Annotated in this window: 8 protein-coding genes; 4 read left to right on the top strand and 4 right to left on the bottom strand. The window is 66.0% G+C overall.

Translation table 11 applies throughout. The features are described 5' to 3' along the window. Window positions 1–7: 7 nt before the first annotated feature. From DX03_RS09640 to DX03_RS09625, 4 genes are all read right to left on the bottom strand, one after another. On the bottom strand, window positions 8–268 hold the full coding sequence (locus DX03_RS09640) for a hypothetical protein (protein ID WP_038688271.1): 261 nt from the start codon (window positions 266–268) through the stop codon (window positions 8–10). Continuing rightward, on the bottom strand, window positions 265–8,976 hold the full coding sequence (locus DX03_RS09635; RefSeq protein ID WP_051598820.1) for a glycoside hydrolase family 94 protein: 8,712 nt from the start codon (window positions 8,974–8,976) through the stop codon (window positions 265–267). Before DX03_RS09635 ends, DX03_RS09640 begins: the two co-directional genes overlap by 4 nt. Window positions 8,977–9,081: 105 nt before the next feature. Beyond that, a complete protein-coding gene (locus DX03_RS09630) occupies window positions 9,082–9,864 on the bottom strand; it encodes an SDR family oxidoreductase (RefSeq protein ID WP_038688270.1) in 783 nt (260 codons plus the stop codon). Continuing rightward, the gene (locus DX03_RS09625; protein WP_038688268.1) at window positions 9,861–10,190 is read right to left on the bottom strand and encodes a hypothetical protein; all 330 of its coding nucleotides are present in this window, start codon (window positions 10,188–10,190) and stop codon (window positions 9,861–9,863) included. The genes DX03_RS09630 and DX03_RS09625 overlap by 4 nt, the downstream gene beginning before the upstream one ends. A gap of 99 nt (window positions 10,191–10,289) precedes the next feature. Between DX03_RS09625 and DX03_RS09620 the strand changes: the two genes are divergently transcribed. The 4 genes from DX03_RS09620 (at window position 10,290) to DX03_RS09605 (ending at window position 15,762) form a co-directional block, all read left to right on the top strand. Further along, a complete protein-coding gene (locus DX03_RS09620) occupies window positions 10,290–11,204 on the top strand; it encodes a LysR family transcriptional regulator (protein WP_038688266.1) in 915 nt (304 codons plus the stop codon). A 221-nt stretch (window positions 11,205–11,425) separates the two neighbouring features. After that, window positions 11,426–12,364: a hypothetical protein gene (locus DX03_RS09615; RefSeq protein ID WP_038688264.1), complete on the top strand. Its 939-nt coding sequence runs from the start codon at window positions 11,426–11,428 to the stop codon at window positions 12,362–12,364. Window positions 12,365–12,585: 221 nt separating this feature from the next. Continuing rightward, window positions 12,586–12,795, top strand: a complete 210-nt coding sequence (locus DX03_RS09610; protein ID WP_038688262.1) for a hypothetical protein — start codon at window positions 12,586–12,588, stop codon at window positions 12,793–12,795. A gap of 48 nt (window positions 12,796–12,843) precedes the next feature. Beyond that, on the top strand, window positions 12,844–15,762 hold the full coding sequence (locus tag DX03_RS09605; RefSeq protein WP_038688259.1) for a class I SAM-dependent DNA methyltransferase: 2,919 nt from the start codon (window positions 12,844–12,846) through the stop codon (window positions 15,760–15,762). Window positions 15,763–15,933: the final 171 nt, after the last annotated feature.

Below are 15,933 nucleotides of genomic sequence, written 5' to 3'. Positions count from 1 at the left end.
CGGGCCATCACGCTCCCGGCCTCCCCGTCGGCACGCTGTTGTCACGTTCGTGCCAGGGCGGGAGCGCCAGCGCATGGGCTTTGAGCATGGCTTGGATGCGCGCATGCACCGCATCCCTCTCCGTATGCGCGCATTGATCCAGAATCTCTCCAGCCAGCGCCTCAAACTGCGGCCAGAACTGCGCCGGGTGGCGCACCTCTGCCAACCAGTGGACCAGCATTTCGGCCAGCCCATCAAGCTGCGCCTGTATGTCGGGGCGCTTGTTCATCCCGGAGCGGCACCCAGATCCAGCGCGACACGGTAGTAATGGCCGTCGTCGCGGAGCAGGACGGTGAGGTCCGGCTGCAGGATGCCATCCACATGCAGCGTAGGCTGACCTTCCGCGGTGCGGGTCACCACGAACTCATACAGGCTGCGCCCGAAGCGGTAGCTCAGTTCGAACGACGGCCAGTGATCGGGCAGGCAAGGTTCAAGCGAAAGACGATCGCCGTCGCGACGGATGCCGAGCAGGGATTCCACCAGCAGGCGATACATCCACCCGGCCGACCCGGTGTACCACGTCCAGCCGCCTCGCCCGACGTGCGGCGACACGGCGTAGACATCGGCAGCCAACACATAGGGTTCGACGCGGTAGGTCTGGACTGCCTCGGCGTCCAGCGTGTGGTTCAGGGGATTGATCATGCCGGCCAGCTCCCAGGCACGCACCGCATCGCCCTGCTGTGCGAATGCCATCGCCGCCCACACCGCCGCGTGGGTGTACTGGCCGCCATTCTCGCGCACGCCCGGTACGTAACCCCGAATGTAGCCGGGGTCCTCCGTGGTCTGGTCGAAGGGCGGGTCGAGGAGCTGGATCAGCTTGGCGTCCTTTCGCACCAGATGCGTGTACAGCGAATCCAGTGCTTGGCTGGCACGCTCAGGCGCGGCCACGCCTGACAGCACCGACCAGCTCTGGGAGATCGAATCGATGCGGCACTCCTGATTCTGTGACGAGCCCAACATGGCGCCGTTGTCGAACCAGGCGCGGCGATACCACGCGCCGTCCCAGGCATGCTGTTCCAGGTTCTGACGCAGGCGTTCGGCCTGTTCTTCGCACCATTGCGCACGGGAGGCATCGCCACGCGCGTTGGCCAGCGCGATGAAGCGGCGAAGCGTGTCATGCAGGAAGAACCCGAGCCACACACTTTCACCGCGCTGCTGGTCGCCGACGCGGTTCATGCCATCGTTCCAATCGCCGCTGCCCATCAACGGAAGCCCGCGTTCGCCGAGCAACCGGCACCCGCGTTCCAGCGCGACGACGCAGTGCGCATACAACGTGCCGCGCTGTGCCGAAAGGGTAGGCATGTCGTAGTAGCCTTCCTCTTCCGGGGTCACCGCGCGACCCTCGATGTAGCCGACCACTTCGTCCAGCACGCTGGCGTCGCCGGTGACCTCCAGGTAGCGGCATGCGCCCTGGGGCAGCCACAGATAATCGTCCGAGCAGCGGGTGCGCACGCCGCGACCTTGCGGCGGGTGCCACCAGTGCATCACATCGCCTTCGGTGAACTGGTGTGCCGCGCAGAGCAGCAGGTGCTCGCGGGTCAGGTCCGGGCGCGCGTGTACAAGGGCGAGCGCGTCCTGCAGTTGGTCGCGGAAGCCGAACGCGCCGCCGGACTGATAGTAGCCACTGCGTGCCAGGTAGCGGCAGCCCAGGGTCTGGTAGACCAGCCAGCCATTGGCCAGTGCGTCGAACGCCGGGTCCGGCGTGCGGACCTGCACCGTGGCCAGCACATTGCGCCAGTGGATGCGCACGGCGTCCAGCGCATCGATGGCCTCCTGATTGCCCTGGCGGCTTCGTGCCAACGCCAGCGTTTCCTCGCGGTCGCGCCCCGCGCCAAGGCGGAACGTGGTTTCACTGCGGTCGCCCGGCGCCAGCTCCAGCGGCACCTGGATCGCCGCGCAGGGATCCATGCCCGCACCGGCCCGTGCATCCAGACGCTCGCGACGCAACGCGGCCGGTGCGTGCAGGCCGCCGTTGCGGCCGATGAACTCCAGGCGGTCACAGGTCCAGCCGCAGCCCTCGGCATCGGTGTCGAAGAAGGCCATCCGGCCGCCGAACTCGGTGCTGTAGCTGTTGCGCGCCAGCAGCGACCCGGTCTGCGGGTCGCGTTCGGTAACCACGTGCATGCGCGACTTCGGGCGCAGGTCACCCATGACCCACTCCACATAGCCGATGGCCGACAGCCGCCGTGGCCGGCCCGAGAGGTTGTGCAACCGCAGGACCGAGAACTTCAGTGGGGCGGTGACATCGACGAAGACCCACAGCTCGCTGGCGATGCCGTCTTCGATGTGCTCGTAGACCGTGTAGCCAAAGCCGTGGCGGGTACGGTACGCCCCGGTGCCCCGGCATGGCAGCGGCATCGGCGACCAGACACGGCCGGTGTCCTCATCGCGCACGTAGAAGGCTTCGCCGCCGGTATCGGACACCGGATCGTTGAGCCAGGGCGTCAAGCGGAATTCGTGTGCGTTTTCAAACCAGGTATAGCCCGGTGCACTCTCGCTGACGACCGTACCCAGGCGGGCGTTCGCGATCACGTTGGCCCACGGCGCCGGGGTCGGGGCGCCTTCGCGCACGACCACAACGTACTCGCGGCCGTCCTCGCTGAAACTGCCGGTGCCGTTGTCGAATCGGCCGGCGCCGCGGTACGGAAGGAACGGCCACGGGTCGTCCACCTCTTCGTCGTGCTCAACGCCCGGGGGCAGTCCGGGTTCGGGTCCCGGGTCGGCGACGACGGGCAGCCCGGGCGTCGCGTCCATCGCCAGTGCCAGCTCCTGCTGCTCCGCCTGCGGCACCAGGGCCGGAATGCGTCGTACAGGCAGCGGCTGGCGCCCCACCTGGGCGGCCAGCGTGCCGTCCTCGTCGCTGAGCACCACCCGTGCCACGGCCTGCAGCAGAACGCGGTCCTCGTGGCTCATGTTCTGCACCGGCCGCACGAAAATGCCGCCGGGGCGATCCAGCAGGCCCGTCTCCGAACTGGCGGCCACCATCCCAAGGATCTGGTCCTGCAGTTCCTGCCGATAGCCGGCCTTGCTGTCGTTCCAGATCACCAGGTCGGTGTTGAGTCCCTTCTGGCGCCAATACGCGTGCGCCTGCACCAGCTGCCTGACCAGTTCCACGTTCTCCGCGTCGGTGACCTTGAGCAGGACGATGGGCAAGTCGCCCGAGATGGCATGGCCCCACAGCCCGGATTGCCCCCGCTGGTTCTGCTGCAGGACGGCGTCGCCCGCGCGCAGCAGCGGATTGGCATACAGCACGTGGCTGGCCAGGCGCTCGTACAGCGAGGCTTCGGCCTGGCTGGCATTGATCTGCCGGCGTACAACCTGGCTGTGTGTCCAGGACAGGTCGAAGACGCGGTCTGCCAGGCGGCGATCACGGTACTTGTCGACCATCGCCTCGCAACCGGTGCGGTCGGCGCCGATGCCAAACACCATGTCCAGCTGCACGGTCTGCTCGGGCTCCAGCACCACCCGCACGCGGATGGCGACGATCGGGTCGAGCACCGAGCCGTCCGTGCCGGATAGGTCGATATCGGTGGTCAACGCCTGCGGGGTCCGCGGCGTGTTGCCACGGCCCAGGAAGCGCGCACGGTCGGTTTCGTAGGAGATCGACACGACCTCGGCGTCATGCACCGCGACCAGATGGAACATCCACGGTGGCACTTCGTCGTGCGAACGGGGCCGGCGCGTGCAGAGCACGGCCTGCTTGGCGGCCAGGATCTCACTCTGCACGAAGAGGTTGCTGAAGGCCGGATGCGCATCGTCGGACGCTGCGGGTGCCAGCACCACTTCGGCATAGGTGGTGATCTCCACCGTGCGCTGGCGACGGCCGCGGTTGGTCAGGCGCAGGCGCCTGAGCTCGATGTCGTCCTCGGCCGAGATGGCGACCTGCAGATGACTCTCGCAGCCGCGGCGGGCACCCCGGAACTCCGCTTTGGCGTCGGAGAAGATCGCCTCGTAATGGTCCAGCGCCACGCAGGTGGGCTGGTAGGCGGCAGACCAGAACTCGCCGCTGTCCACGTCACGCAGGTAGCAGAACGACCCCCAGGCATCGGTGGTGCCGTCCTCGCGCCAGCGGGTGAGCGACAGATCGCCGTGGCGGCTGTAGCCGCCGCCGGCATGGGTCAGCATGCCGTGGTAGCGCCCGTTGGAGAGCAGCTGCACTTCCGGGCGCGGGCCCGCCGGGTCGCGCAGGACGCGCAGGGAGGTTTCGTGCTCGGCCATGGCCGAGTGCTCGCCCAGGGCTTCGACCTCATGCGGATGGAACACGCCGATGCGCGGGATGCGTTCCTGCAGCAGCAGCAGGGTGGCCTGGAACTCGGTATCGGCAACGAAACGGCGCTGCATTGGCTGGTCGCGCAACAGGTAATCCAGCGACAGCAGGCCCATGCCTTGGTGGTGGGCCATGAACGAACGCAACAGCACGTGATCCTGCCCCGGCGGCACCCGGGCGGGGGTGTAGTCGATTGCTTCGTACATACCGAAGCGCCCGGAGAACCCGAGACCTTCGAGTGCCTGGAGGTTCTGGCACGCCGCCTCCGGCGCCACCATCAGCGCCATCATGCTGGCGTAGGGCGCGATCACCCGATCCTGGCCCAGGCCACGCTTCAGACCCAACCCCGGCACGCCGAACGCACGGTACTGGTAGTTCAGACGGGCATCGACGGCGTTATAGCCGGACTCGGACACGCCCCATGGCAGGTTCAAGCTGCGGCCGTAGACGATCTGCGCCTCGACCGCATGCCGCGCGGTCTGGTCGAGCAGCGTATCCGGATAGCTGGGCATCACCAGCTGCGGCATGAGGTACTCGAACATCGAGCCACTCCATGACAACAGCGTCGGCGTGCCGTTGACCTCGGTGAGCATCCGGCCGAGTGCGAACCAGCTCTCCTGCGCCAACTGCCCCTGGGCGATGGCGACGAAGGCGCACAGCCGCGCTTCGGAAGCGAGCAGGTCGTAGAAGCTGTTGTCGAGACGGTGGTCGTCGACGTTGTAGCCGATCGAGAGCAGGTTGCGGGTACGGTAGAACAGGAACCCGTATTCCATCAGCGAGAACTGCCCGGCGCGGTGCGCCAGCGCCTGCAGCTGCTCGATGCGCACGCGCGCGTCCGCACCGGCGGAACCGGGCAGGGCGGCCAGCTGGCGCAGGCTGGGCACCGGCGCCTCGACGTCCGCGCCGGCATCGGCCGGGAGATCGGCGAGTGTCGCGTGGGCGGCACGGCATTCGGCAGCGAACAGGGCCGGCCAGTGCAGCGCACCTTCCTCGGGCGACTCCGGTGCCGGCCACTGCGCCAGCACGGCGTCGGCCAGACCGGCGAGCTCCTGCAACCGGGCGAGCAGCTGCGCGGTCCCACGGGGGCGGTCAGTACGCGCTGATGCCAGGCGCTGGCGAAGATGGTTGAGCGCATCGCCCAATGGCGCGTCAGCGGGGCGATGGCGTTGCCGTTCCTCTTCCAGCACGCCGAGCGTATCGGCCAGGCCGTCGAACGTGTGCGGCGCCAGCACCGGCGCGTCCACCAGCGCGAGCAGGCCTTGGCGCAGCGTCAGCAGGTGGCCGGCCAGGTTGCCGCTGTCCACGGTGGAGACGTAGCGCGGCTGCAGCGGCGCCAGGGTTTCGGTGTCGTACCAGTTCAGGAAGTGGCCGCGGTGGCGCGGCAGCTGGTCCAGCGTATCGAAGGTGAGGGCGGTACGTTCCGCGACCGCGCCCAGCTGGAGCCAGCCGAAATCCCACGCGGACAGATTGGCCAGCAGGGACAGGCCGATGTTGGTCGGCGAGGTGCGCCGCGCCACCACCAGCGTCGGGTGCTCCTGGATATTGTCCGGCGGCAGCCAATGATCCTGCTCGCGCACCCAGGCCTGGAAGAACGACCAGGTGCGCCGCGCCAGCCGGCCCAGGAACGCCCGCTGGGTCACGGACAGTTCGGCCACGCTCGCGGCCGGCGGCCGGCCCAGCCACGCCATCAACGCGGGCGCGAAGGTCCACGCCAACAGCAGGGGCAGGGCGACAGGCAGGGCGTGCGGAGCCACGCTGGCCACGACCGCCGCCAGCGCAACCGCCAGCACCGACGCCGGCGCCATCACCCGCCATTCCGCGCCGCGGTCGCTACCGAGGCGGCGCTCTACTTCGCTGGAGGGGTTCCATTGCAGCAGATGGCGGCGGGTGACGGTCATGCGCCAGAGCGTGCGCAGCACTGCGCCACCGGCCAGCAACGCTTCGTAGGGCAGACACGCGACCTGGGTGGCGGCGCGCAGCAACGACTGCAGCGTACCGCGCCCGACCATGATGTAGTGCGCTTCCAGCGGGGTGTCGTCCGGAACGCTCAGCGCATCGCGCAGCATGCCGATCAGCGGCGGGGCGAACCACAACGCCAGCACCCACGCCGTCCACGCAACCGGGCTTTCGGCATGCAGCCAGCCCGCCACGAGCAAGGCCAAGGCAGCAATCGGCACCACGCTCCGGCGCAGGTTGTCCAGCAACTTGCCACGCGACAGCAGACTGAGCCGGTTGCGTTCCCATCCCGATCCCGGGCGCGGTGTCCACGGCATCAACCAGGGCAGCAGCTGCCAGTCGCCGCGGATCCAGCGCGCACGGCGCTTTGCATCGGCGACGTAGCGCTCGGGATAGTCCTCGTACAGGCGCACATCGCTGACCAGGCCGGCGCGTGCATAGCAGCCTTCCAGCAGGTCGTGGCTGAGGATGCGGTTCTCGGGCAGGCGGCCTTCCAGCGCATGCTCGAAGGCCTCGACGTCATAGATGCCCTTGCCCACGAAGGAGCCTTCGTCGAACAGGTCCTGGTAGACATCCGAGACCATGCGCGAGTACGGATCGATGCCGGGCTCGCTGCCGAACATCCGGGCAAACCGCGAGGTGCGGCGCGTGCCCAGGCTGGTGCCGACGCTGGGCTGCAGGATGCCGTAGCCCTCCACCACGCGTTTCAGCGCCGGATCGAAGCGCGGGCGGTTGAGCGGGTGTGCCAAGGTGGCGACGAAGGCGCGTGCGGCATCCCGCGGAAGCTGCGTGTCCGAATCCAGGGTGATGACGTAGCGGACGCCGACCAGGGCCGCCGTGTCACCGACGGTGCGCATGAACGCGGCCGCATCGCCTTGGCGGAGCAGGGCATTGAGCGCTGCCAGCTTGCCGCGCTTGCGCTCGTGTCCCATCCACACCCCTTCGCCCGGGTTCCATTGCCTGGGGCGGTGCAGCAGGTAGAAGCGATCGCCGCGCTCGGCCGCGTAGCGGCTGTTCAGTTCTTCGATGCGCTCCACGGCGTGCGCGAGCAGGGTGTCGTCCGTCGGCGTCTCGGCGGACGCGGCGTCGAGGAAGTCCGTCAGCAGCACGAAGCGCAGCTGAGGATCGCGGTTGGCCAGGAAGCGGACCTCCAGCGCTTCGGTCAGCACATCGATGCCGTCGATGCTGGACAGCATCGAGGGGACTGCGACCACGGTGGAGCAGGCGGCCGGGATACCTTCGCTGAAATCGAGCTTGGGAAGCGGCCTGGGGGTGACCAGTACCGTCGCGGTCCAGTTCACCAGGACGATGCCCAGCTCGCTGAACACCAGCAGCGCGAACAACGCGGCCAGCCACACGGGCACCGCGCCACTGCCCGAGGCCAGCAGGCCAGCGGTGGCCACCACCGCCAGCAGGGCGATCGGCAGCAGGTACAGGGCAAGTGGCACGCGATGCGCGCGTAGCCGGGCCTTGCGGTGGCGCGGTGCTGCCTCGGCCACTGCGTCCACGGTGGCGTCCACGCCTTCGCCGACGAGCCAGTAGCCTACGTGCGCACGTGGCCCATCGAGCGGCTCAGCGGCCCGTGCCAGGTCCAGCGCGATGGTCGCAACGCGCTCTTCGGCGACGCGGCTACCGCGCGCAATCTTCTCTACGACATGGCGATAGGCGTCGCGGGTGCCGAAATCCATCTGCGGATAGACGCCCATGGGGTCCTCCTGCAGCCGCTGCTCGACCACGCTCATATCTTCGACAAAGGTACGCCAATCCATGGTGGACAGAAAACGCAGGCTGCCGATGCTGTTGCCGATGGAGACCTGATCGGCCGCTTGCTGCTGCCCCTCGGCGGCGACCAGCTCGTCGATGCGCTGCCCAGCCGCGGCCGCCCACTGTTCCAACCAGGCGACGGGCATGGCCCACGCGCCGCCGCGCCCTTGCAGCGAGCGGGTAAGCTCGGCGATGAACGCGCCGGTCAAGGGCGGCTCGGAGCGTGCCATGTCGGCTACCACCAGGACCACATCGGTCGGGGTGTCGGAGGCGGCGCGATTGAGGTTGTCCGCCCATTGGGCCGCCAGGCCGCGGTCCGTCCCGTCGCGCATCACCCGCGCCGCCATGCGCCGCAGATTCTCCAGCAGCGCCAGCCGCAGCATGATGGGAACGGCCCACAGTTCGCCCAGGCTCAGCGGCGCGAGCGACTGGTACGAGGCGATGAAACGGCCCAGCGTATCGCCGTCAATGCGGCCATCGCCGTGCGCGATGGCCTGCATCGACAGTTCATACACGCGCGGCAACCCGGCCGAGGGGCCGGCGGCAAGGGACGGCAACTGCCGGCTGTAGCCGCGTGGCAGGTGGCGGCGCGCGGTCTGGATCTGTTCCTGGATCAGGTAGTAGTTGTCGAGCAGCCATTCCCCGGCCGGGGTCACCGGCCGCTGTTCGCGAACTACGTTGCTGAGCAGCGTGTTGGCATCTTCCAGGACACGTTCGTTGGCTTGCAGGCGATCGAGCAGGCGCTCTGCGCCGGGTCGCATCCGCACGCGATGCTGGCGCGCAAGCGCGCGGCCGTACACCTCCATCTGTTCAACGCTGTACAGCGCGGCCCGCAGCGGGACCTCGGTGGCTTCAATGGCCGGGACCGAGGCCTGGCGCTCACGCCAGCGCCAACGGACAAGACGACGCAGGCGGAGCCAACGACCAAAAAGACGGCGAAAGTGGGGCATGGTTTACCGAGGGGGGAGGTCGCGTCCTTGCATAGTTGCATTCGGGGTGGCGTGGTTGCTGTGAAGGGCGCGAGCGCGAGCGGCCCGAATGGTCGCGGCGCAACCTCAGGCGGTCGGCACCGTGCCGCCGTCGATCGTGTACTCCGCGCCGGAGATGGACGCCGCCCGCGGCGAGACCAGGAATGCAATCAGATCGGCTACCTCGGCCGGCCGGGCAGGGCGCCCCAGCGGAATGCCTCCCAGCGACTGCATGACCTGCTGTTTGGCACCCTCATAATCTGTGCCTGCATTGGACGCGATCCGCTCGACGAATGCGATCGCAGCGTCTGTCTCGATCCAGCCCGGCGACACGCGGACCACGCGCACCCCCTTTGGGGTGACTTCCTTGGAGAGTGCCTTGCTGTAGGTGGACAATGCTGCCTTCGCCGCAGCATAGGCAATCGTGGCGTCATGCAGCGGCAGTAGCCGTTGGATCGACGTCACATGCAGGATCACCCCTGTGCCCTGGGCGATCATGGCGGGCAAGCAGGTGCGATCCATCCGCACCGCCGACATCAAGTTCAGATCGAGCGCTTTGGTCCACTCCATATCGTCCAGCCGAGCGAACCCGCCGGCCGGCGCCGATGACCCGCCCACCACGTTGATCAGGATGTCGAGGGTGCCGAGATGGCCTAGGGCTGCCTCCGATGTCTGGCGTACGCCTTCGGCGGTAGCGAGATCCGCCGCTACATAATGCACGCCATCGACAGGGCGCTTCGGCGCCGACAGCGCGACCGCCACGACTCGAGCCCCCAGCCTGGACAACAGATCGACGACGGCAGCGCCCACACCGCGGGCACCGCCTGTCACCAGGACACGCTTGCCTGTCAGTTGAAGATCGAAGGTCATGGGGCAATCTCCAGCGAGGCGATCTTGCCGCGTTCCAGAATGAAGATGTAGCGCAGGTCAACCGGGCTGCCCTGGAAGTTGCCCGACACTTCGCTGGTCACGATATAGCTGCCATCCAGCGTCTCCACCGCTCGGGGGAGGGCGACATAGGTGTATTTCGCCGAGGAGGCGTTTTTCCATGCTTCGATCGCAGCTGTACCTGAATGGGTCGTCCTTTCATCCAACACGCGCCCGTTCGGCGTGAAGCAGCGGGCAACCGCCCGGCCGTCGTGCTGGTCGGCGACAAAATAGGCCGCGATCGGTTCGGGAAGATCGAGTCTTTGCATGTCAGGTCTCCGTTGTGGTGGACGGCGCCAGATTGACTCGTTCTTTGTGGTAACAGAATCACCTACTATCTGAGCAGGCTATGTAGAAACGAGTGCACAATGCGCGGCGCTGAATTCGCAGAACTGAAGGCCTTCGTCGCCATCGTGGACAGGTCAAGCTTCGCCAAGGCGGCCGATCACCTGGCACTCTCCCGGTCCGCCCTCAGTCAGACCATCCGCCAGCTGGAGGCGCGACTGGGTGTGCGCCTGTTGAACCGGACCACGCGCAGCGTTTCTCCCACCGAGCCGGGCAGGCGGCTGCACGAACGCATGGCGCCGATGCTGCGGGAAATGGACGCGGCCGTAGCGGAGGCGGTAGACACACGGACACGTGCCTCGGGAACGCTGCGCATCAACACGCTCAGCATGGCTGCCAAGCGACTGATCGCGCCTCGGCTTGGGCGTTTCGCAGGTGCCCATCCCGATGTGGTCTTGGACATCGTGATCAATGACGCCCTGAGCGACATCGCCGGCGAAGGCTTTGATGCCGGCATCCGCGTGGGCAATCGCGTGCAGAAGGACATGGTTGCGGTCCGAATGACGCCGGATGTCGAACTGCTTGCCGTCGCATCGCCGGACTACCTTGCCCGCCACGGTGAACCCAGAACGCCTGAGGACCTGAGCCGACACGCCTGCATCCTTTGGCGCTTCCCCGGCAGCGGCAGGATTGCAGGCTGGGAATTCAGTAAAGCGGGGGAAACGATAGAGTTCTTTGGGGAAGGAAACGTGATCTCCAACCACCAGGACATCATCGTGCCCGCAGCGTTGCAGGGACTTGGAATCCTGTACGCCTATAACGATGATGACATCGCCGAGGCACTGCGCGATGGCCGACTGCGGCGCGTGCTGGCGGACTGGTCGCCCAAGGTCCCTGGCCTTTACCTGTACTACTCGAGCCGACGGCATATGCTGCCGGCGTTGCGGGCCTTCATCGACTGCATGCTGGATCGAGACCTGGGCGGTGAAGCGGGGTGATCGACGCTAGGTGGACGATCAGCGGCGAGCTGGGAGGCTGCCTTCCCCAAATGACCCGCTTTTCATCCGAGTGCGGCCACGGGATAGGGCGGGCGATTAGGGGTCGTTATCGCGGGTAAGGGGCAGGGCGCTCACGACTGAGGGGACATCTGCCCAAGCCAGCTTTGGCACCGGTGGCCCGTGAAGCCATAATTGATTCTTTCCACCCGAGACCAGCACGGATGCAACTGCACGAAATGTGGCGACAGGCCTACGGCGAGAACCGGTTCCTTAGGCACCTGTCTGAGGATGAGCTGCAGCAACGGGTGCGTGATGTAGTGTTGAACATGATCACCCTGACGCCACAGGCGAAGATTGGGTTGGGATCTCCCAAAGATCCTGAGGCTCAACGGTTCATGCTCAAGTGGACCCAAGTTCTTGAGGAGATGAAGCTCCGATACGGCCCATATCCCAATGGGTTTACTAACGGGTTCATCCGCGAGCAGCCGCTGTCGGATTTCGTCGGAGAGCTGGGTCGCAAGGCCGCCAGCGTGTTTGCAGCCTTGGATTTGGACCCAAGAAACAGCTTGGTCAAGTACGGCAAGAGTGAGCATATGGCCGCCTTACTTAGCCAAGGAAATGCACGGATTCAGCCTGCCAGCTTCTTCAAAGCTAGTCACCTCAACGGAGCGGTACGTGACGACGAGCTGAGCCTGGCCTTGTCTATTGTGGTATCTCGCGCTGATCTCGTAGCGCTAGTCAAGAATCCACATGATGTACCGAACAATTCAGGCGACCAAGTCCTGCGCGCCAATCATACGGCAGAGGGTGATTACTGGCTCTACTGTGTGACGCAATCAGTCGAGCCCCGTTTGTTTTGCGACTTCGAAGCCCAAGCATGTCTGATCATTAGAAACAAGAAGGCTTTCGCCGAGCGGCTCCGCCAAGCCGCCGACTATCAGATTCCATCGAGCGAGTACTCGTGCGGGGACGCGATGTACGTCGATCCACACCAGCCCGAGACTGCACGCATCAGCGTTCCCTTTGCCAAGCATTTCCGGTATACGTACCAGCGTGAGTACCGATTCGCGTGGATCCCAAGAGTGCCGGCTCAGGCATTGAGCCCAGTTGATCTCACGATGGGGGCGCTCGACGACATCGCTACGTTGGTTGAGCTATAACAATCTGCCCGGCGCGCCATCGACGTCCCCCCAACACTATTAGCGCACCCCGCCAGGGCGCCAATATATGTGCGCGCCCATGTGAGGCGCGGCCCGTCATCCATTCATCCACAGGACACTCCAACTTCGGTGCAGGCGGCGCTCTTGCCTCGACGCCTACGACTGACCGTTACAGGTCTGCGCAGGGTGAGGATTAGGGATGTTTATCGGGAGTAGGGGGCATGACAGCTTACGACCCAAAGCGGCCCTTCGGGTGGGTGTTGGCACGCGACGCCGACAACCTGCTTCGGCCGGTGGCCCACTTCGAGGCCCACCACAACGTTCGTGATTACGGGATGGGATTGACCCTCAAAAAGCAGGAAGCGCTGGTGGCCAAGATGGCCGCTGACCTAGCGGAAAGGAAGGCAACGCGGGGTCGCAAACGAGCATGACAATATGTGAAGATACGAGTGATACTGGGCGGGGAGGCCCACAGATGGATGACGCCTAACGAGTTCATTGAAAAGTGGCGTGGAGGCGGCGACGAGCGCCGCGACGCCCAGTCGTTCTTTGACGACCTGTGCCGGCTGGCTGGACACCGCACGCCGCGGGAAGCCGACCCGGACCACACCTGGTTCACCTACGAGTACGGCGTGGGCAAGGCGGCCGGCGGGCGAGGGTTCGCCGACGCCTGGAAGAAGGGCTACTTCGGTTGGGAAGCCAAGGGCACGGGGCGTAACCTCCAGGACGCGTACGCCCAGTTGAAGATGTACTCCGATGACCTGCAGAACCCCCCCCTTCTGGTGGTGTCGGATCTGCGAACCATCGAGATCCACACCAACTTCACGAACACCGTCAAGGAGGTCCACCGGTTCACGGTGGAGGACCTGGCGGAGCTTGCGGTGTTGCGCAAGGTCCGGGCCATGTTCAACAACCCCGACGAGTTGAAGCCCGACACCAAGCGCTCCGATATCACCGCCGCGGCGGCCAGGAAGTTCGCTGAACTGGCCTGGGCGCTGCGCCAGCGGGGACATGAAGCCCGCGAGGTGGCCCACTTCCTCAACAGGCTGGTGTTCTGCATGTTTGCCGAGGACATCGGCCTGCTGCCGGATAACCTGTTCACCCGTCTGGTGGAAGGGTCGCAGGACGACCCGGACGCGTTCGTGGACAACGCCCGCCAACTGTTCGCGGCCATGCACGCCAAGGGCGGGCGGGTAGCCTTCGTTCCCATTGCCTGGTTCAACGGCGGGCTGTTCGACAACGACACCGCCCTGCGCCTGGACCGCGACGAGTTGCGGATCCTGCTGGCGGCGTGCCGCCTGAGTTGGGACCAGATCGACCCATCCATTTTCGGCACCTTGTTCGAGCGTGGCCTGGACCCGGCCAAGCGCAAGCAACTGGGCGCCAACTACACCGACCCGGCCACGATCACCAAACTGATCCGGCCCGTGATCATCGAGCCGTGGCTGTCGGACTGGGACGCCGAAAAGGCCATCTTGGGTCCCTTGCTGGAAAAGGCCGACCTCAAGGGCTCCCGCCAGGGCCTGTCGTCAGCCCAGAAGGCAGCCCAGACGCGCGCGTTCGGAGAAGCCCAGGAACGCTATACCCAGTTCCTGGGGCGGCTCCATTCGTTCACCGTCCTGGATCCGGCGTGCGGTTCGGGCAACTTCCTTTTCATGGCCTTGCGCGCCCTGAAAGACATCGAGCGACGGGTCATGCTGGAAGCCGAGGAACTGGGGCTACCACGCCAGATCCTGGGCGTGTCCCCGCGCCAGGTGTTCGGGATCGAAGTCAACGCCTATGCCGCTGAACTGGCCCGGATCACCGTGTGGATCGGCGAGCTGCAGTGGATGATCCAGAACGGGTATGGCGCTCGGATGGATCCCATCCTGCTGCCGCTGGACCAGATCCAGTGCCGGGACGCACTGCTGGAAGGCGAGGTGCCGGCCGCCTGGCCCGTGTGCGACGTGATCGTGGGCAACCCGCCCTTCATCGGCAACAAGAAACTGCGGCGCGAACTGGGAGACGAGTACGTCGAGCGATTGCGTGCTGCATACGACGGCCATGTATCCGAAGGCGCTGATTTCGTCTGCTACTGGTTCGAGCGGTCCATGGACTGCCTGCCGGCGGGAACCGCCCGGGTTGGGCTGGTGTCCACCAACAGCATTCGAGGCGGCGCAAACCGCCGCAGCCTGGAGCGGGTGAGTGACCAGTCCCGGATATTCGAGGCCTGGAGCGACCAGGAATGGTGGGACCGCGGCACGGCCGTGCGCGTGTCCATGGTGGCGTTTGGCCAATCACAGGCCCAGCCGCACCTGGACGGCCGGCCGGTAGAAGTGATCTACCCCGACCTCACCGGGCCCGCCGTGGGCGTGGAGGGGGTCAACCTCACCCTGGCCAAGCGTCTGGACACCAACCGGGGCCGCAGTTTCCAGGGCTCGGTCAAAGTGGGCAAGTTCGACATCCCCGAAGCCACCGCGCTTGCATGGATGGGCCAGCCCAATGCCGTGGGTGGGGAGAACAACGAGGTCTTGCGCCCCCTGTTCAACACCCGCGACCTCACCGCGCGTCCCAGGGGCAAGTGGATTGTCGATTTCAACGCTCGCTCGGAGCGTGAGGCAGCAGGTTATGCCCTGCCGTTTGCGCACGTCGTTGAAAATGTCCGCCCCAAGCGCCTCAAGAACAAGGACGAAGGGCGGCGCACGAAGTGGTGGCTCCACGGGCGGGTGGGTACCGAAATCCGGGCCGCGGTGGCGCCCCTGGAGCGCGTGATCATCACCCCGCGCGTGTCCAAGCACCGGGTGTTCGTATGGGGCCATCCCAGAGCCTACTACGACGATGCGACCGTCTCCATCTCGCGCGAAGACGACACGAGCATGGGCATTCTGCACTCGCGTTTCCACGAGGTGTGGGCGCTGCGCATGGGCACCTGGATGGGGGTGGGCAACGACCCTCGCTACACCCCCGGCACGACGTTCGAGACGTTCCCGTTTCCCGAGGGCCTGACCCCTGATATCCCAGCGCCCGACTACGCCGAAGATCCCAGCGCGCAAAGAATTGCCACCGCCAGTGCGGCATTGCTCAACGCTCGCGAACGCTGGCTCAACCCGCCTGAGTGGATCGAGTACCAGCAGACCGACAAGGAAGCCCAAGCGGGTCTGCCCCGAAGGATCGTCCCGCGTCCGCCGTTTGCCGCCCAGTGGCGCCAGCGGACCCTGACGAAGTTGTACAACGACAACGAGCAGTGGTTGGTCGACCTGCATGCCGACCTGGATCGGGCGGTGGCCGCCGCCTACGGCTGGGCGTGGCCCCTGGAGGAAGACGAGATCCTGCGCCGGCTGTACGCGCTCAATGTGGAGCGGCGGGGTGGGGCGGTGGTGGCAGAGCCTGAGGAAGAAGAGGCGGAAGACGACGATTGATGGCCGGTACCAGGTCGGCTACGCATGTCGGGGATATTATGAGTACCACAGGGGGATGGGTGTTCTACAGGATTTTCGCGGCACTGGCGGCCGCTTGTTTGACTGGGCCTGCCTGGGCTGACGATAGCAGTGCGATAGATCGCGAGTGGCAGTTCGCCACTTTGGTCTTGA

Source organism: Stenotrophomonas rhizophila (assembly GCF_000661955.1).
GTDB classification, from domain to species: domain Bacteria; phylum Pseudomonadota; class Gammaproteobacteria; order Xanthomonadales; family Xanthomonadaceae; genus Stenotrophomonas; species Stenotrophomonas rhizophila.
Note: the sequence above shows the minus strand (reverse complement) of the source record. Positions and strands in the feature narration are given on the sequence as shown.

Excerpts from the sequence above, each read along its gene's own strand:
- DX03_RS09635 (WP_051598820.1), bottom strand. The coding sequence starts at position 8,976 with ATGCCCCACTTTCGCCGTCTTTTTGGTCGTTGGCTCCGCCTGCGTCGT.
- DX03_RS09620 (WP_038688266.1), top strand. The coding sequence starts at position 10,290 with ATGCGCGGCGCTGAATTCGCAGAACTGAAGGCCTTCGTCGCCATCGTG.
- DX03_RS09625 (WP_038688268.1), bottom strand. The coding sequence starts at position 10,190 with ATGCAAAGACTCGATCTTCCCGAACCGATCGCGGCCTATTTTGTCGCC.
- DX03_RS09605 (WP_038688259.1), top strand. The coding sequence starts at position 12,844 with ATGACGCCTAACGAGTTCATTGAAAAGTGGCGTGGAGGCGGCGACGAG.
- DX03_RS09610 (WP_038688262.1), top strand. The coding sequence starts at position 12,586 with ATGACAGCTTACGACCCAAAGCGGCCCTTCGGGTGGGTGTTGGCACGC.
- DX03_RS09640 (WP_038688271.1), bottom strand. The coding sequence starts at position 268 with ATGAACAAGCGCCCCGACATACAGGCGCAGCTTGATGGGCTGGCCGAA.
- DX03_RS09630 (WP_038688270.1), bottom strand. The coding sequence starts at position 9,864 with ATGACCTTCGATCTTCAACTGACAGGCAAGCGTGTCCTGGTGACAGGC.
- DX03_RS09615 (WP_038688264.1), top strand. The coding sequence starts at position 11,426 with ATGCAACTGCACGAAATGTGGCGACAGGCCTACGGCGAGAACCGGTTC.